At 49.2% G+C, this 18568-nt stretch carries 18 protein-coding genes; 11 read left to right on the forward strand and 7 right to left on the reverse strand.

The window, feature by feature from the left end; all coding sequences use genetic code 11:
- Positions 1-9 precede the first annotated feature (9 nt).
- The 5 genes from O4H47_RS12560 to ubiV all read left to right on the forward strand — a co-directional run bounded on the left by O4H47_RS12560 (position 10) and on the right by ubiV (position 5253).
- Positions 10-1392: an aspartate aminotransferase family protein gene (locus tag O4H47_RS12560; protein WP_419719631.1), complete on the forward strand. Its 1383-nt coding sequence runs from the start codon at positions 10-12 to the stop codon at positions 1390-1392.
- Positions 1393-1414: 22 nt separating this feature from the next.
- Complete coding sequence (locus O4H47_RS12565) at positions 1415-2713, forward strand: NAD(P)/FAD-dependent oxidoreductase (protein ID WP_269394321.1); 1299 nt, start codon at positions 1415-1417, stop codon at positions 2711-2713.
- A 94-nt stretch (positions 2714-2807) separates the two neighbouring features.
- Positions 2808-3338 (forward strand): ubiquinone anaerobic biosynthesis accessory factor UbiT, encoded by a 531-nt coding sequence (ubiT, locus tag O4H47_RS12570; protein WP_269394322.1) that lies wholly within the window; start codon positions 2808-2810, stop codon positions 3336-3338.
- Complete coding sequence (gene ubiU, locus O4H47_RS12575) at positions 3335-4339, forward strand: ubiquinone anaerobic biosynthesis protein UbiU (RefSeq protein ID WP_269394323.1); 1005 nt, start codon at positions 3335-3337, stop codon at positions 4337-4339. Before ubiT ends, ubiU begins: the two co-directional genes overlap by 4 nt.
- A gap of 2 nt (positions 4340-4341) precedes the next feature.
- Positions 4342-5253 carry a ubiquinone anaerobic biosynthesis protein UbiV gene (gene ubiV, locus O4H47_RS12580; protein WP_269394324.1) on the forward strand — a complete coding sequence of 304 codons (912 nt, stop codon included), beginning with the start codon at positions 4342-4344 and terminating at the stop codon, positions 5251-5253.
- A gap of 17 nt (positions 5254-5270) precedes the next feature.
- Here the strand turns inward: ubiV and O4H47_RS12585 are convergent, their stop codons facing one another.
- Positions 5271-5663 (reverse strand): MarR family winged helix-turn-helix transcriptional regulator, encoded by a 393-nt coding sequence (locus O4H47_RS12585; RefSeq protein ID WP_269394325.1) that lies wholly within the window; start codon positions 5661-5663, stop codon positions 5271-5273.
- Between the two features lie 171 nt (positions 5664-5834).
- Between O4H47_RS12585 and dctP the strand changes: the two genes are divergently transcribed.
- From dctP to O4H47_RS12600, 3 genes are all read left to right on the forward strand, one after another.
- Positions 5835-6854, forward strand: a complete 1020-nt coding sequence (gene dctP, locus O4H47_RS12590) for a TRAP transporter substrate-binding protein DctP (protein WP_269394326.1) — start codon at positions 5835-5837, stop codon at positions 6852-6854.
- 66 nt (positions 6855-6920) lie between these two features.
- Positions 6921-7460 (forward strand): TRAP transporter small permease subunit, encoded by a 540-nt coding sequence (locus tag O4H47_RS12595; RefSeq protein WP_269394327.1) that lies wholly within the window; start codon positions 6921-6923, stop codon positions 7458-7460.
- 2 nt (positions 7461-7462) lie between these two features.
- Positions 7463-8734: a TRAP transporter large permease gene (locus O4H47_RS12600; protein WP_269394328.1), complete on the forward strand. Its 1272-nt coding sequence runs from the start codon at positions 7463-7465 to the stop codon at positions 8732-8734.
- 78 nt (positions 8735-8812) lie between these two features.
- On the opposite strand, the gene cysN is transcribed toward O4H47_RS12600, so the two are convergent.
- Together cysN and cysD are read right to left on the reverse strand one after the other, a co-directional pair.
- Positions 8813-10729 (reverse strand): sulfate adenylyltransferase subunit CysN, encoded by a 1917-nt coding sequence (gene cysN, locus O4H47_RS12605; protein ID WP_269394329.1) that lies wholly within the window; start codon positions 10727-10729, stop codon positions 8813-8815.
- Position 10730: 1 nt separating this feature from the next.
- Positions 10731-11645 (reverse strand): sulfate adenylyltransferase subunit CysD, encoded by a 915-nt coding sequence (cysD, locus tag O4H47_RS12610; protein WP_269394330.1) that lies wholly within the window; start codon positions 11643-11645, stop codon positions 10731-10733.
- A gap of 425 nt (positions 11646-12070) precedes the next feature.
- Here cysD and O4H47_RS12615 point away from each other — a divergent pair, with 425 nt between their 5' ends.
- From O4H47_RS12615 to O4H47_RS12625, 3 genes are read left to right on the forward strand one after another with little or no spacing between them, the layout of a single operon-like run.
- Positions 12071-13120 (forward strand): cysteine synthase A, encoded by a 1050-nt coding sequence (locus O4H47_RS12615; protein ID WP_269394331.1) that lies wholly within the window; start codon positions 12071-12073, stop codon positions 13118-13120.
- A complete protein-coding gene (locus O4H47_RS12620) occupies positions 13113-13859 on the forward strand; it encodes an alanyl-tRNA editing protein (RefSeq protein ID WP_269394332.1) in 747 nt (248 codons plus the stop codon). The genes O4H47_RS12615 and O4H47_RS12620 overlap by 8 nt, the downstream gene beginning before the upstream one ends.
- A 26-nt stretch (positions 13860-13885) precedes the next feature.
- The gene (locus O4H47_RS12625; protein ID WP_269394333.1) at positions 13886-14245 is read left to right on the forward strand and encodes a GFA family protein; all 360 of its coding nucleotides are present in this window, start codon (positions 13886-13888) and stop codon (positions 14243-14245) included.
- 9 nt (positions 14246-14254) lie between these two features.
- Here the strand turns inward: O4H47_RS12625 and O4H47_RS12630 are convergent, their stop codons facing one another.
- The 4 genes from O4H47_RS12630 to O4H47_RS12645 form a co-directional block, all read right to left on the reverse strand.
- Positions 14255-15271: a transporter substrate-binding domain-containing protein gene (locus tag O4H47_RS12630; protein ID WP_269394334.1), complete on the reverse strand. Its 1017-nt coding sequence runs from the start codon at positions 15269-15271 to the stop codon at positions 14255-14257.
- A 117-nt stretch (positions 15272-15388) separates the two neighbouring features.
- Positions 15389-16183 (reverse strand): amino acid ABC transporter ATP-binding protein, encoded by a 795-nt coding sequence (locus O4H47_RS12635; protein WP_269394335.1) that lies wholly within the window; start codon positions 16181-16183, stop codon positions 15389-15391.
- A gap of 6 nt (positions 16184-16189) precedes the next feature.
- Positions 16190-17329: an amino acid ABC transporter permease gene (locus O4H47_RS12640; protein ID WP_269394336.1), complete on the reverse strand. Its 1140-nt coding sequence runs from the start codon at positions 17327-17329 to the stop codon at positions 16190-16192.
- Positions 17330-17340: 11 nt separating this feature from the next.
- The gene (locus O4H47_RS12645) at positions 17341-18537 is read right to left on the reverse strand and encodes an amino acid ABC transporter permease (protein WP_269394337.1); all 1197 of its coding nucleotides are present in this window, start codon (positions 18535-18537) and stop codon (positions 17341-17343) included.
- Between the last annotated feature and the right edge of the window lie 31 nt (positions 18538-18568).

Here is an 18568-nt window from a genome sequence, read left to right on the forward strand (position 1 = left end):
ATGAATTTTATCGACAACCATTTGCCAACCGAAAAGCTGCAGGCTCTTGATGCGGCACATCATATTCATCCATTTTCTGACATGGGCGAATTGAACGCAAAGGGAACTCGCATTATCACGCGTGCCGACGGCGCCTATATTTGGGACAGCAACGGCAACAAACTGTTGGACGGTATGGCCGGTCTCTGGTGCGTGAACGTTGGCTATGGTCGTCAAGAATTGGTGGATGTTGCAACAAAACAAATGAAGCAGCTGCCCTATTACAATTCATTCTTTCAATCGACCAATGTCCCTGCAATTGAGTTGAGTGCAAAACTGGCAGAACTGGCACCTGGCGACTTAAACCATGTGTTTTATGCCGGTTCAGGATCAGAGGCGAATGACACGAATATTCGTATGGCACGCCATTATTGGTCTTCCCTTGGCAAGCCAAATAAGAAGGTCATCATTTCGCGTCAAAACGCCTATCACGGCTCAACCGTTGCGGCAGCAAGCCTTGGCGGCATGGCGTTTATGCACGAGCAAGGTGGTTTGCCAATTCCTGACATTACGCACATCGCGCAGCCCTATTGGTATGCCGAAGGTGGCGATCTTTCACCTGAAGAGTTTGGCCTTAAATGTGCGCAAGAATTAGAGGCCGAGATCGAGCGCTTGGGCGAAGACAAAGTGGCGGCCTTTATCGGCGAGCCGATCCAAGGCGCAGGCGGTGTCATTATCCCACCTGATACCTATTGGCCTGAAATTCAGCGCATTTGCGACAAATATGAAATCCTGTTGATTGCGGATGAAGTGATTTGCGGTTTTGGGCGCACAGGCAATTGGTTTGGCAGCCAAACATTTGGCATTCGACCTGACATTATGACCATCGCCAAGGGGCTGAGCTCGGGTTATTTGCCAATTGGCGGCTCCATGGTTTCGGACCATGTTGCTGAAGTATTGGCCCAAAAGGGCGGTGAATTTGCCCACGGTTATACCTACTCGGGTCACCCCGTTGCTGCAGCTGTTGCACTGGAAAACTTGCGCATTTTGGACGAAGAAAAAATCGTTGAAACAGCGTCGAAAGAGACAGCCCCCTATTTGAAAGACAAATGGATGCAGTTTGCTGATCATCCGCTTGTGGGCGAAGCCAGAATTTGCGGCATGGTGGCGGGTTTGGAACTAACCCCAGACAAGTCCGCCAGAGCACCTTTCAAAACACCGACTGGTGATGCGGGTAACATTTGCCGGGACTTTGCAATTGAGAATGGATTGGTGATGCGTGCGGTACGCGATGGTTTGATCATTTCGCCACCGCTCATAATTTCAAAAGCTCAAGTTGACGAGTTGGCGGAAAAAGTTGCTCGTGTGCTGGATCAATCTCATGCCAAAATGCGCCAAAACGGTATGCTCTAAAATCTGAGGTTTGGCTATGGCCATGGACGTTTTAACCGCCAACGATGTTGCGGGCGCATATCCTGCGTCCTACTACGCAGCGACCACGAAGCAACTGGCTCCCTTTCCAACGCTAAAGGGCGACATCAAAGCTGATGTGGCCGTTGTTGGTGGCGGATTTACTGGGCTTTCCGCTGCGCTGCACTTAGCAGAACGCGGGTTCGATGTGGTGCTCGTTGACGCGCAACGCGTTGGCTGGGGAGCGTCTGGCCGCAATGGTGGGCAGCTCGGCTCCGGGCAACGGGTTGAACAAGATGCGCTTGAAAAAATGGTCGGCCGCGATAATGCGCATCTGCTTTGGAAGTTTGCCGAACAATCCAAAGATCTCGTCAAAGAATTGGTCAAGAAACACAACATTGAGTGCGATTTAACGCCGGGCATTATTCACGCAGATCATCGCAAACGCTACATCCCTGAAAGCCGCCACTATGTGGAAAAACTGCAAAACGAATACGACTATGATCAGATTCGCTTTGTCGAACAGGAAGAACTGCGCGAACTGGTAGATTCTCCTGCCTATTATGGTGGATCGGTCGACATGGGTGCGGCGCATTTGCATCCCCTCGCCTTGGCCATTGGCATGGCCGATGCTGCGCAAAAGGCAGGTACACGGATATTTGAAAACAGCCGGGTTACGCAGATCGATGAAAATGCGGGCAGAATATCTACAGCAGAAGGTTCGGTGACAGCCAAACATATCGTGTTGGGTTGCAATGGGTATTTGGGCAATCTTAATGGACAAACCGCCAAGCGGGTGATGCCCATCAACAATTTTATCATCGCCACTGAACCACTTGGCAGCAAATTGGCTCCAGAAGTTTTCAAAGAAAAGTTGGCCGTTGCTGACAGCAAATTCGTGGTCAATTATTTCCGCATGTCTGCCGACAATCGTTTGCTGTTTGGTGGCGGGGAAAGCTATGGCTACAAGTTCCCCGCAGACATTTCCGGCTTGGTACGCAAATGCATGCTCGAGATTTTTCCTCAGCTTGAAAACGCAAAAATTGATTACGCATGGGGTGGCACACTGGCCATCACGATAAACCGCATGCCGCACTTCGCGCGTTTGGGTAAAAATATCTACTCAGCCTCTGGCTATTCGGGCCATGGCGTGGGCATGGCGACACTTGCTGGGCAGATTATGGCCGATACTATTGCAGGTACCGCGGAGCGATTTGATGTACTCGCCAATGTGCCTACGCACAAGTTCCCTGGCGGCATTGGCCTGCGCACGCCCTTGCTCATTCTAGCCATGACCTATTACGCGCTGCGCGACAAATTGTAGGCGCAGCCAACTTCATTGAGGCAAAACCGCGCAAATTGATATTTACTTGATTTATATCAAGTTTGCATTCAGCCGTCAGGCGTATCGATTTGCCATGAAAAAGAAAACACATCGTGGCCAACCGCGCATTTTTCGCGACCCAAAAGCTGGTCCTATTTCTCGGGTGCTCCCGTTGCTCCCGTTGCAACCAGTGCTTCGCCGAATTGTACGCCATGTGGCAAAAATTCACCCAGAGCTTTTTGAGCGTTTGGAATCAGGCGCCAACAAGACGTTTTTGATCAATGCCAAAGGCGTCCCGTTTTTGCTGGTGCTTAAGCCTGACCCAGCCAATCCCACGTTGGTGGCTCGATCGCGACATGATGAAATTCAGTATGATGTTTTGGTCAGCGGCAAGTTTTCAACCTTGCTGCAAATGATCGATAGTAAAACGGACAGCGACGCGCTGTTTTTCAACCGCGACATTCTAATTACCGGCGATACTGAAGCCATTTTGTTATTGCGCAACGCGCTCGACGATATGGACACGACCCTTGCAGATGATGTTGCAACGGCATTTGGCCCACTGGCGAAACCGCTGCGGGCGAGCATCAATATGGCCAACAGAATTACAGGCGCACGAGCATGACCCAACTTGAAAAACCTGAATTGGTTTGCCCGGCGGGCACGCCAGCGAGCTTACGCACAGCAGTTGATGCAGGTGCAGACGCGGTATATTGCGGCTTTAAAGGCCCAACGAACGCGCGCAACTTCTCTGGCCTTAATTTCACCAAAGCAGAACTAACGGAAAGTGTGAAATATGCGCACGAGCGAGATGCGATGGTTTTGGCGGCGATCAATTCGTTTCCAACAGCGGGCCGCACGGACCTTTGGAAAAAGTCTGTTGATGATGCCGTAGAGCTTGGCTTGGACGCAGTAATCATCGCCGATATCGGCATGGCGCAATATGTTGCGCGTGAGCATCCCGAACAGCGTCTTCACTTGTCTGTGCAAGCGGGAGCATCCTCACCTGAAGCGATCAACTATTACGTTGAGCAGTTTGGTGTGAAGCGTGTGGTCTTGCCGCGTATTTTGACTGTTGCTGAAATCAAACGGGTACATGACGCGATTGATTGCGAAATTGAAGCCTTCGTGTTCGGCAATATCGGCATGATGGCCGAAGGGCGCTGTTCGCTTACCAACTATGTGACAGGCGTATCTACCAATATGGACGGGGTTTGTTCACCGGCTAGTCACGTCGAGTATGAGCCAGACGAAGAAGAAAACCTCACCACCCGTTTAGGCGAGTTTGCGATTGACTGCATTTCATGTGGCGAAACAGCTGGTTACCCAACTATTTGCAAAGGTCGCTACGATACGGCGATCAAGAAGAACTATTACGCGTTTGAAGAGCCAATCAGCCTCAATTTAACGCGCTTGCTGCCTGATCTGATCAAAGCAGGTGTGACCGCCTTGAAAATTGAAGGTCGTCAACGTTCGCGTGCCTACATCCGCTCAGTTGTTTCATCCTTCCGCGAAGCGATTGATGCTTATGCGATTGGGGAAGAACCAGACATTTCGCAGCTGATTGCTTTGACCGAAGGCGGCAAAGAAACCGAAGGCGCGTTTAAATCTAAGACGTGGAGATAGTAATGAGTGCTCAAATAACCCTTGGCCCTGTTCAATATAATTGGGCGGCAGATGATTGGCGCGATTTCTATTTCAAAGTGGCTGATGAAGCGCCAGTTGAAACAGTTTTTGTGGGCGAAGTGATTTGCTCCAAACGCGCACCGCTCTACGACAAGCATATTCCCGATATTTATGAGCGCCTTACCGACGCCGGTAAAACCGTTGTATTTTCAACATTATCCGAAGTCACCACGGACATTGACCGTCGCCAGGTGAAAAAAATCGCCACATCAGAAGGCTTCTTAATTGAGGCCAACGATGTGTCTGCGCTTTATCAGATGGGCAAAGAGCCACACTATATTGGTCCTTTAATGAACTGCTACAATGAGGAAGCGCTTGAAGTCTATGCAAAAGGCGGCGCCATTTCGATTTGTCTAAACCCCGAAATTCCAAAATCGGGCATTGAAGCGCTGGTGAAGGCCGCCGCTCCGTTCAATGTGGATTTGGAAGTACAAGTCTATGGCCGCATGTCATTAGCGCTTTCTGCGCGCTGTTATCACGCCCGGGCCCATAACCGGACCAAAGATTCATGCCTCTTTGTTTGTGATGAAGATCCCGATGGCATGCGGCTGGACACCCTTGAGGGGGACAAATTCCTCACCGTGAACGGCATTCAAACCCAGTCGCACTCCGTGCTTAATCTGGTCGAATGCCTAGACGAAATGCAAAACATCGGCATCAAAACCTTCCGCATCTCGCCCCAGTCCAAAGGTACCTTCACAGCCATCAATGCATTCCGCGATGTGCTCGACAATAAACTCAGCCCATCCGAAGCACTAAAACTCATGCGCGATGATGGCATCAATGCGCCCTTCTCCAACGGGTTTTACCATCAATTGCCGGGCTACGAATGGCACGATGCGGTGGTGCGTTAGGATAAAATCAAGAGAAGCTATTTTTTGCTGGCAACGTCTGGATCTTCAAACATTTTCCCCAGATGCTCTTCGTATTCTTGCAAGCTCCTGAGCAAAGCCTTGCCTTCGTTGTCATCGTTGGCGGCGGCCAAAGTGCTTTCCAACTCATCAAGGACAGGGCTCGCGGATTGCACTAATTCGTTCCCCTTCTCCGTGCTGATAATGAGCTTGTTTCGGGCGTGGTCAGGGTTGCTCACGCGTTTGATATGACCAAGTTTTTCTAGCCTCGATAAGCCTGTACTCACGTGTGTCTTTTGCAAACCACTTTCTGAGCTAATGTCTTGCGCTCGGCAAGTCTGCAGTTCCACGGCAGCCCGCAGAATTCGCCAGTCCTGCCAATTCAGGCCTGTTTCTCTAACAACAGCATTCAAATAGAGTCGCATAATCTTCTGCGACAGCGCATAGATTGCTCCGATTAGCGAATCGCCCTTTTCAACTTGCTTTGCCCTTGACATGAGTTAAAGAACCCTATCTGCTAACGCTGAGTTACATATGTAATACAAATGATAGCAAATATTGCGGAGATTAGAAAGAGGGTTCTGATGTCCGACTATACAATGGGGAGACATTCTGTGAAAAACGCCATTCTTGGTACGATAACCGCGGCACTTCTGGCGCTCAGCTGCACACAAGCTAGCGCAGAGAAAACCATCCGCGTTACACTTCAATTGCCTGAATCTCATTCGTTGGGTCACAATTGGAACGCCTTCAAGGAGATTGTTGAAGAGAAATCCAATGGCTCGTTGAAAGTCATTTTGTTCCCTTCAGCTCAGTTGTTTAAGGACAAAGAGGTCCCCACTGCAGTGGGTACGGGAGCTGTTGAGGCTGGATCAGCATTCTTGGGCCGTTTTGCAGGTGCAGTCCCTGCGGTGGATGTCATCAATCTACCTTTCTTCTTCAAAGACGAAGCGCATTTGCGCGCGAGTGTTGCAACAGGCTCAGCCATGCGCAACATTTTGGACGCAGCAATTCTAGAAGAAACCAACTCGCGCGTCCTATGGTGGCAAGCTTTCGGTCGAAATGTTTATTTGTCGAAAGGCTCAGCCGTGCGCGTGCCCGCTGACTTAAATAAGAAAAAAGTTAGAACCTACGGCAAGGTGCTTGGCTGGACTGTGGAAGCGCTTGGAGGTGCCCCAACACTTATGTCTGGTTCAAAACAATTCCTTGCTTATCAGCAAGGTGCAGTTGATGTTGGAATGACTGGTGCCTCGGCAGTGAAATCGCGCAAGCTTTTTGAAGTCATGGATCACATGACATTGTCTTATGACAGTGCGATCGAGTTTGTTGCAGTGATCAATAACGATTTTTATCAGGATTTAACGGACGAAGAACGTTCAATCATCGACACAGCGGCCTTGCAAGTTGAACAACAACTCCGCGACGCAATTTATGCAGAGGAAGCAGAAGCGGTTGCCGAAGTGGGCAAAAGCATCGAAGTTGTTGAGCTGAGCGCGCAAGAACGTCAAGAATGGGTTTCAGCCACCATTGGTGTTGTGGACCGCTTTGTGGAAAGTGGTGGCCAAGTCGCTGCAGATGTCGTTGCCGCTGCTCGGGCGGACTAACATCGGTCTAAACAATCAGCAGGGCGTCAGAAGTGCCGCCCTGCCCTTTTGGGGAGTTTGTTTTCGTTGAAAAACAATATGGGAGCTGTTTTGGACGGTTTTGTCAGCGGAGTTGACGCCGTATCAGAATTTACAGGTCGACTGGCTGGTTGGATGTTCTGTGCCATCGGCTTTTTCGTGTTCTACGAAGTTGTGATGCGATACGCATTCACAATGCCGACGATCTGGGTCGATGAAATCAGCAGAATACTTCAAGTTTGGACAACCTACCTTGCAATTGCCTACGTCCTTAAATACCGACAACACATTCTTATCGATGTCGCATTCCGTGACACGGCCACCCCGCGACGGTTCTGGGTTGAAATATTTTCAATATCGGTCGTTGTGTTCTTCGGGTTGATCGCTGCCAAATATGGCTTTGATATTTGGCTTAAATCAACACAGTCGGGCCACACCACGGACTCTTACTTAGCAGTGCCCAAAGTTTTCGTAGATAGCTCTATTTGGGTTGGATTTGGCTTGCTTTCATTGCAGGGCCTATCGGAAATCATCAAGGTTTTGCGCGACCCCAATCTCATCAAAAATGCCACATTAGGACAACACTGATAATGGAAGTCATTCTTATCCTTTTCAGCCTGATTGGGCTTTTGTTGCTCAGGGTGCCGGTTGCCTTTGCCATGGGTGCTCTGGGTGTGGTTTTGCTTTGGCTCAAGGGCTTTCCGCTCATCGCAGTGCCGCAGCGATTATTCGGATCGATGGACAGTTTTGAGTTGTTGGCTGTGCCGCTGTTCTTACTCATGTCCAATGTACTGCTAAAGGGGGGCGTGGGACGGGATCTTTTTGCCAGTGTTCAGGCTTGGGTTGGTCACCTGCCAGGCGGGCTTGGCGTTGCAACAACAATGAGCTGCACACTCTTTTCTGCAATCTCTGGTTCATCCGTTGCGACAGCGGCCACGATTGGCACTGTTGCCGTCCCCGAAATGGATAAACGCGGTTATGACCGCCCATTCACCCTTGGCCAGCTGGCCGCCGGCGGTACATTGGGCATTCTTATTCCACCTTCAATCCCACTCATTTTGTACGGCGTCGTTACCGAGTCCTCAATTCCAACTCTGTTCCTTGCAGGCGTTGGGCCGGGTCTGTTTTTGGCGACTTTGTTTATCATTTATGCGGTCATCTACAATCGAAAGAGTAATGCTCAAATGCTCCAACGATACAGCTGGGGAGAACGGTTTCGGGCAACGCTTTACGCATTACCAACCGTTGTATTGGCGATTGCCATAATCGGTTCAATTTACGCAGGAATCGCAACACCATCTGAAAGCGCGGGCGTTGGTTTCGTGCTGGCAATTGTCATGACCTTTGCTATGGGGCGCATGAACTGGGAGAAGTTCTCTGCCGCTGTTCATGATGCGATGCGCACAACTTCAATGATTTTCATCATTGTGGCCGGCGCAAAAGTATTCTCCTACGCCATCACGCTCTATCTCATTCCACAGACCATCAGCGGTTTCTTAACGAGCAATATTTCCAGCCCAACCCTATTTATCCTTGCCGTTGGACTTGTATTGTTGATCGTCGGCTTCTTCTTAGAAGCATTATCGATGCTGCTGATCATGGTACCAGTACTATATCCAGCTTTGCAGGCAATGGGCATCGACCCCATTTGGTTCGGCATTTTCTTTGTTGTGCTTATCGAGACAGCACTAATTACACCGCCCGTGGGATTGAACTTGTTCGTAATTCAAGCGGTGGGAAAAGCGCGCCTTGAGGACGTGGTGAAAGGTGCAATGCCGTTTGCACTGATCATGTTGTCGACCGCCATTTTGCTGTGGTTTTGGAAAGACTTAGCGTTGTTCATCCCCTACAAGCTCCTGTAATTTGAGCGTCAAAACAAAAAAGGCGGCCCAGGGGCCGCCTAAAGTTGTTTGTGCAGCGACTAATCAGAGGAAATAAAATTAGAGCGCACGATATTGATGGCCCTCAAACATGAGGTCATACAATTCATTGGCCAAATCTGCCGGATCGTGGTCCGACGTGTTTAGCGTAATATCAGGGTTCTCAGGCGCTTCAAAAGGCGAGTCGATGCCGGTGAAATTTTTGATTTCACCTTTTTTCGCCCGAGCATAAAGCCCTTTGGGGTCACGTTCTGCGCAAACTTCAATCGGTGTGTTCACATAGGCTTCGATGAATTCGATATCACCTGCCACTTCACGTGCCAATTTGCGCTCGTTTTTGAACGGCGATATGAAGGACACCAGAACGATCAGCCCAGCATCGGCCATTAGTTTGGCAACTTCGGCGATGCGGCGAATGTTTTCGACCCGATCTTCATCGGTGAAACCCAAATCTTTGTTCAGACCGTGGCGTACATTGTCGCCATCAAGAATATATGTGTGCTTGCCTTCAGCGGCGATGCGTTTTTCCAAGAGGTTCGCAACCGTTGATTTGCCAGAACCAGACAGTCCGGTAAACCAGACAATTTTTGGTGTTTGCCCCTTCATTTCTGAACGGGTTTTGCGGTTCACGTCAAAATCTTGGTAGGTCAAGTTTTGAGCGCGGCGCAGGCCAAATTCCACGGTGCCTGCCGCCAAGGTCGCGTTGGACAAGCGGTCAATCAGAATAAAGCCACCAGTTGTGCCATTTTCAGCATAAGGATCAAACGCGATCGGTTTGTCTGTTGCGATGGTCACGGTGCCAACTTCGTTGAGGTCCAGGCACTTTGTTGCACTTTGCTCTAGGCTGTTGACGTTGGTCTTATACTTGATGTTGGTGATCGTAGCGGGCACCAATTGGGTGCCAACCTTAATCAGGTAAGAGCGACCAGACATGGCCCGATCTTCATTCATCCAGACCAGTTTTGCTTGAAATTGATTGGAATACTCAGGCACTGCGCCAGGGGCAGATAAAACATCGCCACGCGAGATATCAATTTCGCGATCCAAAACAAGCGTTACCGCCTGACCGGCAATCGCCTCGTCCAAATCGCCATCCATCGTGACGATGCGTTCAACTTTTGCGGGTTTGCGCGAAGCAGCAACCAGCACGTCGTCACCTGGTTTTACAGATCCACCAGCTACGGTTCCTGAGAAGCCACGGAAATCCAGGCTTGCGCGGTTTACCCATTGAACGGGGAAACGGAAGGGTTTTTCCGTCTTGTCTTCGGTCACGTCGATTTCTTCGAGATATGGCACAAGTTGCGGGCCTCGATACCAATCCATCTCTTTACTTTTGTTGACGATATTGTCGCCACGCAGCGCTGAGATCGGGATAGTCACTAAGGATTTGAACCCCAATTGACCCGCGAACTCGCGATACTCCGCCTCGATTTTATCGAACACGTCCTTATCGTAACCAACGAGATCGATTTTGTTGACCACGGCCACAACATGCTTCACGCCGATCAGTGAAAGGATAAAACTGTGGCGACGAGTTTGAGTCAGCAAGCCTTTGCGTGCATCGATCAAGACAATCGCCACATCTGCATTTGATGCACCTGTAGCCATGTTGCGCGTGTACTGCTCGTGACCTGGTGTATCGGCCACAATAAACTTGCGTTTGTTGGTGGTGAAAAACCGGTAGGCCACATCAATGGTGATGCCCTGCTCGCGCTCTGCGGTTAGCCCATCCACCAATAGCGAAAAGTCGATGCCTTCATCACCCGTGGTCCGGTTGTGACTTTCCTTTTGCAAAGCGGCGAGCTGATCGTCCAAGATCAACTGGCTATCATAAAGCAACCGACCAATCAGTGTTGATTTGCCGTCATCAACAGACCCACAAGTGAGAAAGCGCAACAGGCTTTTGTTGGTTTGTTGGCCAAGCCAACTATCAACGTCCAAAGCATTGTTTTTCTGGATATTTTCTTGAATAGACATATTAAAAATATCCTTCTTGTTTCTTCTTCTCCATCGAACCCGCCTGATCGCTGTCGATCAAACGACCTTCGCGCTCTGAGGTGGTGGAGGCATTCATTTCCAAGATAATTTCTGGCAAGGTTGCTGCGTCTGATTTGATGGCGCCAGTTAGCGGATAACAGCCAAGCGTGCGGAACCGCACCATTTCTTCACGTGGCACCTCGCCGTCGTTCAGTGGCAAACGATCATCGTCGACCATGATCAATGTGCCAGAACGCTCAACTACGGGGCGTTTTTTCGCCAAGTAGAGCGGCGGAATTTCAATGCCTTCAGAATAGATGTAGGTCCAAATGTCGAGTTCAGTCCAGTTGGATAATGGGAACACACGCATGCTTTCGCCCGGTGCCAGGCGCGTGTTGAACACCCGCCAGAGTTCTGGGCGTTGATTCTTCGGATCCCACGCGTGCTGCGCGTTGCGATGCGAAAAGATACGCTCTTTTGCGCGAGACTTTTCTTCGTCCCGGCGCGCACCGCCAATCGCTGCATCATATTGCCCGGCGTTCAGCGCCTGGCGCAACGCAACGGTTTTCATGATGTCTGTATATCGCGAAGAGCCGTGGTCGAATGGATTGATGTTTTCCGCTTTACCTTCTTGGTTGGTGTGCACCAACAGATCAAATCCATGCTCATCTGCCATGCGGTCACGGAAGGTGATCATTTCCTTAAATTTCCACGTTGTGTCCACATGCAAAAGCGGAAATGGAATCTTTGAAGGAAAGAATGCTTTGCGCGCCAAATGCAGCAAAACGCTTGAATCTTTACCAATCGAATACATCATCACCGGACGTTCGAATGATGAAGCAACTTCGCGAAAGATCTCTATGCTCTCAGCTTCGAGTGCTTGAAGGTGGGAAATTGATTTTTGTGTGGCCGACATGATGGCTCCAAAACGGGCAAAACGAGTTGCCCCTAAAATAGGCTGAGGGGTCGCGCAAAACAATCATACAAATCAGTGCGTTAGGCCATAAAGAACGTAGTTTTTGCCATTGGCACAATCCGCGCACGACCTGCCATGCTTGAGCAAAGTTTAGGGAAACGTGATTGTTCGTTTTGCCAATTTGGGGGCAAAGTTTTTCAAAAGGCACAGAAAGCCAAGACCAAAAGCTGGGGCACATGTGGGGCAATCAGGGGCATGTCACCCCAAGAACATGAGAATTTAATTCGCCATTATTTTGTAGACGCTAGATCGGTTTGCCAAGTTTTCCAAATAATGGGAAAAGCCTTTGTTTTTCACCAATTTGTGCCTTGAGAAACCGCGTTTTGAGACCTAATGTCTAGCCAACATCAAAAGGAATGACTCGTATGACCCAGCACAGAAGTGTTTTAGACGCAATTGGCAACACTCCGCTTATCCGGCTCAATGCAGTATCTGAGGCGACAGGATGTGAGATTTGGGGCAAGGCTGAGTTTTTGAATCCGGGACAATCGGTGAAAGACCGCGCAGCGCTTTACATAATCCGCGATGCGGAAAAACGCGGACTTTTGCGCCCAGGCGCCACCATTGTTGAAGGCACAGCCGGAAACACAGGCATCGGCTTGTCCATGGTCGCCAATGCCCTTGGCTATAAGTCAGTGATCGTTATTCCAGATACCCAAAGCAAAGAGAAAAAAGACAGCATCCGCCTAGCTGGCGCAACATTGATTGAAGTGCCGGCAAAGCCATACAAAAACCCAAACAACTATGTGAAGCTGTCTGGCCGTTTGGCTGAGAAGCTGAACAACGAATTGCCAGAGGGTGCCATTTGGGCCCAACAATTTGACAATGTGGCAAATCGCCAAGCGCATATTGAAACAACAGGGCCCGAGATTTTTGCGCAAACAGATGGCAAAGTTGATGGGTTCATTTGTGCGGTTGGATCTGGCGGTACTCTTGCCGGTGTGGCCCACGCCTTAAAAGAGCGCAACAAAGATATTCAAATTGGCATTGCCGACCCAGAAGGCGCAGCGCTTTATAGTTATTACAAAACCGGCGAGTTTGCTTCAACGGGCAGCTCGATCACCGAGGGTATTGGCCAGGGGCGCATAACTGCAAACCTTGAGGGCCTAACAGTGGACCAAGCCTATCAAATACCGGACGCCGAAGCCCTGCCCTATATCTATGACCTATTGGCCGAAGAAGGCCTGTGCCTTGGCGGCTCAAGCGCCATCAATATTGCAGGCGCAGTGCGCATGGCAAAAGAAATGGGCCCGGGCAAAACCATCGTCACCATCTTGTGCGACTACGGCAATCGCTACCAAACCAAACTCTTCAATAAAGATTTCTTGAACTCAAAAGGCTTGCCAGTACCGTCCTTTTTGGACAACAGTTTGGATATTGATATTCAATCTGTAATGGCGAGTGATGATGGATAGTGGTTCAGACCAAACAGAGTTTCTTTTTCGTAGTGATAGCTATTTAAATACAGTTGCCGCCAAGGTTGTTGAAATCAATGAGCTTGGCGGCATTGTTCTTGACCGTACAAATTTTTATGCCACCTCCGGCGGCCAGCCCGGCGACTTTGGTTTCTTAGAAACCGATGCAGGCGACAAGATCCAAGTGGCAACCACCGTTCATCCGAATGGCGAAAAACACCAGATTGTCCATGTCCCCGCCGAAGGACAAAAAGTGCCCAAAGTTGGTGATGACATTACATGCCATATCGATTGGGACAACCGCTATAAACTCATGCGGATGCATACAGCATTACATCTGTTGTCGGTCGTAATTCCCCTTCCAGTGACCGGCGGGTCGATTGGGGCAGAAAAGGGTCGGCTCGACTTTCAGATGCCTGAACCTCCCGAAAACAAAGAAGAATTGGCGGAGCAAGTCAATGCTCTCATCGCTCGTGAGCTAGATGTGAGCGAAGAATGGATCACCGAGGCCCAATTGGACGCCAATCCGGACTTGGTCAAAACCATGTCGGTAAAACCACCCTCTGGCCAAGGCAAAATCCGCATGATCCGAATTTCGGATGGCGATCAGACCATTGATTGGCAACCATGTGGGGGGACGCATGTGGCCAACACGCGGGAAATTGGAAAAATACGATTTGGCAAAGTTGAGAAAAAGGGCAAGATCAATCGTCGCGTAGCGATACATTTTGCTGACTGACACCTGCTACCTATTGGAGAAAACTGATGGAAAAACAATATCATGGTTCGTGTCATTGCGGCGCGGTGCAGTTTGAAGCCAAACTGGATTTGGCCGATGCGATAACCTGCAACTGTTCATTGTGTAGCAAGAAAAATGCTGTGATGGTTCGCATTCCGGGGGAAAATTTCAAACTGCTCTCTGGTGAAGATCAGCTCGGCCTTTATCAATGGAACACAAAGGTTGCCAAACACCACTTCTGCAAAAACTGTGGAATCTATACATTTCATCGACCCCGTTCAGCACCCGACAAGTATGGGATAAACCTTGCTTGTTTGGATGGTGTCGACGCACGTTCGCTCAACCCGCCCCTGTTGGACGGCGCATCATTGTCGCTTGAAGCATAGGAATAAGTGCTAGCGCACTGGTGGAGCGTACATCAGGCCGCCACGGGTCCAGAGTTCGTTCTTGCCGCGCGCAATGGCGAAATCTGTTTCACGGCCAAAGTTTCGACTAAACATTTCGCCATAGTTGCCGACCCCACGAATAACGTCTTGCGCCCATGTATCAGGAATGCCCAAAGGGGCACCAAATTTACCGTCAAGGCCGAGCAATCTTCTCACCTTGGGGTTTTTGCTGCCAATCATCGTGTCAATATTTCGAGAGCTAACGCCCAGTTCTTCGGCATTAATTAGCGCAAATACCGTCCAGCGGACGACATTTTGCCAGCGGTCATCATTGTTGCGCACAAGTGGTCCCCATGCGTCAATGGACAGTCGCTCAGGCAAGATACGGTGTTCACTCGTATTGAGTTCTTTTTCAATGATGGCTTGCAATGTGCTTGCTGGCGCCGTCACAACATTGCAGAGCCCTGCTTTGTAAGCGACGATGAGGTCTTCGAATTCCTCATAATATGATTCTTTGTAAGCTATTTCGTGCTCGAAAAAATAGCGTTCAGCTCGATCTTGTTCGATTGAACCACGAACTGCGCAGACCATTATGTCGTTCAATTGGATTGCCGAAACAACACCTAGTGTCTCTGGCACCAATAATGCTTGGCCATCAAAATAGGTAACTGTAACGTTTTGCACGGCGAATTGAGTGTCTCGGGACATGGTCCAATAGGCACTGCGTGCCATGATGTCCACCTCCCCACTTTGTAGAGGAGCAACACGGTTGGTACCCGAGTATTTTGTGAAATCCACGCGATTGGCGACACCGAACACTGCTGCCGAAACAGCGCGGCAAACATCAACGTCGAAGCCTTTCCAAAAGCCGTCTTCCGCGACCTCGGAGAACCCTTTGTGGCCATCTGTGGCGCCGCAGCGAACGATACCACTTTCAAGCACATTATCTAGGGTATCAGCCTGTGCGGATGGAACCGTCACAAGTGCCAACAACAAACCGGCCAAAATGATACGCAAACCGTTCATTGATCCCTCTTAAGCTTTGAGCGGCCCAATGAGGCCGCTCAAAATATGTTTAGTTCAATCCAAAACACTAAGCAATTGAATTGGTGTAACTTTCGCCACACCTATCAATTGATCGGTTTAATGCAGGATTTGGCTCAAGAACAACTTGGTCCGCTCATGCTGCGGATTGTCAAAGAAGTTGTCTGGATCATTCTGTTCAATGATCTGACCTTGGTCCATAAAGATAACGCGGTTAGCAACCTGACGGGCAAAACCCATCTCGTGGGTCACACACAACATGGTCATCCCAGTTTCAGCCAAGTTCACCATAACTTCGAGCACTTCCTTGATCATTTCAGGGTCAAGTGCTGAGGTTGGTTCATCAAACAGCATAATGTTTGGGTTCATGCACAAAGACCGCGCAATCGCCACACGTTGTTGCTGACCACCGGACAATTGGCCCGGGAACTTGTCTGCTTGTTCAGGAATCTTCACTTTTTCAAGGTATTCCATCGCAGTTGCTTCAGCTTCTGCTTTTGGAATTCCACGAACCCACATTGGGGCCAGTGTGCAGTTTTCCATAATGGTCAAGTGCGGGAACAGGTTGAAGTGCTGGAATACCATTCCAACTTCACGCCGCACTTCATCGATCCGCTTCAAATCGTTGGTCAACTCGATCCCATCAACAATGATTTCGCCTTGCTGATGTTCTTCCAAACGGTTGATGCAACGGATAAGTGTCGATTTGCCTGACCCAGATGGCCCCGCAATAACGATCCGCTCGCCTTTCATCACTTTCAAATTGATATCTTTGAGAACGTGAAAGTCGCCATACCACTTGTTCATACCGTTGATTTCAACAGCAACGTCCGTGTCGGACACTGTCATTTTGGTGCGGTCGACCTTGATTTGGTCTGCTGATACTTCTGACATATTTATCTACTCCTTGTGTCCGGTATTGAGGCGACGTTCCATATACATGGAGTAACGTGACATACCGAAACAGAATACCCAGAACATTGCGGCTGCAAACAGATAGCCGGTTGTTGCCTGGTGAGGTGATTTCCATTCGACTTGCGCTGTGGTTGCCTGCACGGTGTTCAAAAGGTCAAACAGACCCACGATTGATACCAGAGAGGTATCTTTGAACAACGAAATGAAGCTGTTCACAATGCCCGGGATAACGTGTTTCAACGCTTGGGGCAGAATGACCAGATACATGGCTTTGAAGTAGTTCAAACCCAATGCATCTGCAGCTTCATACTGCCCTTTTGGCAAAGCTTGCAAACCGCCACGCACCACTTCCGCCATATATGCAGCAGAAAAGAGCGACACACCAACAAGTGCACGAAGCAGCTTATCGATTGTTGTCCCCTCCGGCAGGAACAATGGCAGCATAATCGACGCCATGAACAACACGGTGATCAGTGGCACCGCACGCCATAGCTCGATGAACGCAATACAAACGTATTTCACAAATGGCATATGTGAACGCCGACCAAGGGCCAACACAATACCGATAGGCAACGAAGCAACGATACCCACGGTGGCAATGATCAATGTGATGGTCAAGCCACCCCATTTTTCTGTTGGCACTTCTGTAAGGCCAAACACGCCGCCGTTGAGCAAGAAAAATGTTGCAACAGGCATAACAACAAAGAAACCAATTGCTGACAGGCCCTTATGGGGTAGGTCTGGCCACAAAAGTGGGACCAAAGTCACTATGCCCAAAAGGAAGCAAATGTTTACTCGCCAATATGACTCCGAAGGATAAAATCCGTAGATGAAGAAATTAAAGCGGTCGACCACATAAATCCAGCAGGCGCCTGCTTCTTCAGTTCGACAAGCTTCAACCGTGTTGTCCACCGACCACGGGAAAACCGCATGAGTGACCAAAAAGTTGAAGATCGGCGGCAAGAACCAAGCCAAGAACAAAATGCCGACAATGGTCATAATTGAGTTGGGGATGTCAGAGAATAAGTTCTGACGTAACCAACCCACTAGGCCTTTGCTTGTTGAAGGAGCTGGCTGCTCCCCAAGCATCTCGTTGCGCACATAGGCAAAACTTGTATCAGTCATGTTTGTTCTCCCTATCGCTCGGTTAGCGCAATGCGCGCGTTGTAAATGTTCATGACAACTGAAGTAAGCAATGAAAGCGTCAGATAGACCATCATGGTCATAAAGATCACTTCAACAGCTTTACCAGACTGGTTCAATGCAGTGCCCATAAACACGTTAACAATGTCAGGATAACCAATCGCCACCGCCAAAGAAGAGTTTTTGGTGAGGTTAAGATATTGGCTTGTTAACGGTGGAATAATCACACGCATCGCTTGTGGAATGATCACAAGATTCAGACGGTCAGAGTTTTTCAGCCCCAGTGATTGTGCAGCTTCTGTTTGCCCATCGCTCACCGCAAGAATACCTGCGCGAACAGTTTCAGCAATAAAGGCCGCTGTGTAGATTACCAATCCAAACAAAAGCGCAACAAACTCAGGTGGAATTTGAATTCCGCCAGCGAAGTTGAAGCGTTCAAGCACTGGATAATCTAGTGCGATTTGCGCACCCGTCACCATCCACACAATTGCTGGAATGACGACAAGCATCCCAATAAATGCTGGTACAAACGGAAAACGCTGCCCTGTTTGTTCAAAACGACGAACTGACCATCGATTAAGGAAGTATCCACCGATGATGACCGCAACAATGGCCAACTGAACCCAAACGAAACTATCGTTCGGTTGTGGATCTGGCACATATAGACCGCGGTTGTTCAGATAGACGGATCCGGTGACAAACTCGATGCTGTTCTTAACTGATGGCATCGTTTTGAGAACCGCAAAATACCAAAAGAACAACTGCAATAGCAGCGGTATGTTGCGGAAAACTTCGATGTATACAGTTGCAAGGCGCGCGATGATCCAGTTGCTGGATAAGCGTGCAACACCAATGATGAAGCCCAACACGGTTGCCAACACGATGCCGATTACGGAAACAAGCAAAGTGTTTAGAATACCAACCTTGAACACATCGAAATATGTTGAAGACCGGTCATATTCCATTAGCGTGAAACCAATGTTGAATCCCGAGGTGTTTCCGAGAAAATCAAATCCGGTTGTTTTGTTCTGCGCTTGTAGATTGGTGACGGTATTGTTGAATATCCACCAACCAAACGCGACAAGTCCAATCAGTAGCAAAATTTGAAATGCATATGATCTGAACTTTGGGTCATATATTAATGACGTAGCGCTGCGCGTTTGCTGCAGCTGTTCCTGACTTTTAGCCATACCTACCCTATTAGTTTTTTGTTGAGTAGTC

It is taken from the genome of Maritalea porphyrae (assembly GCF_027213965.1).
GTDB lineage: Bacteria > Pseudomonadota > Alphaproteobacteria > Rhizobiales > Devosiaceae > Maritalea > Maritalea porphyrae_A.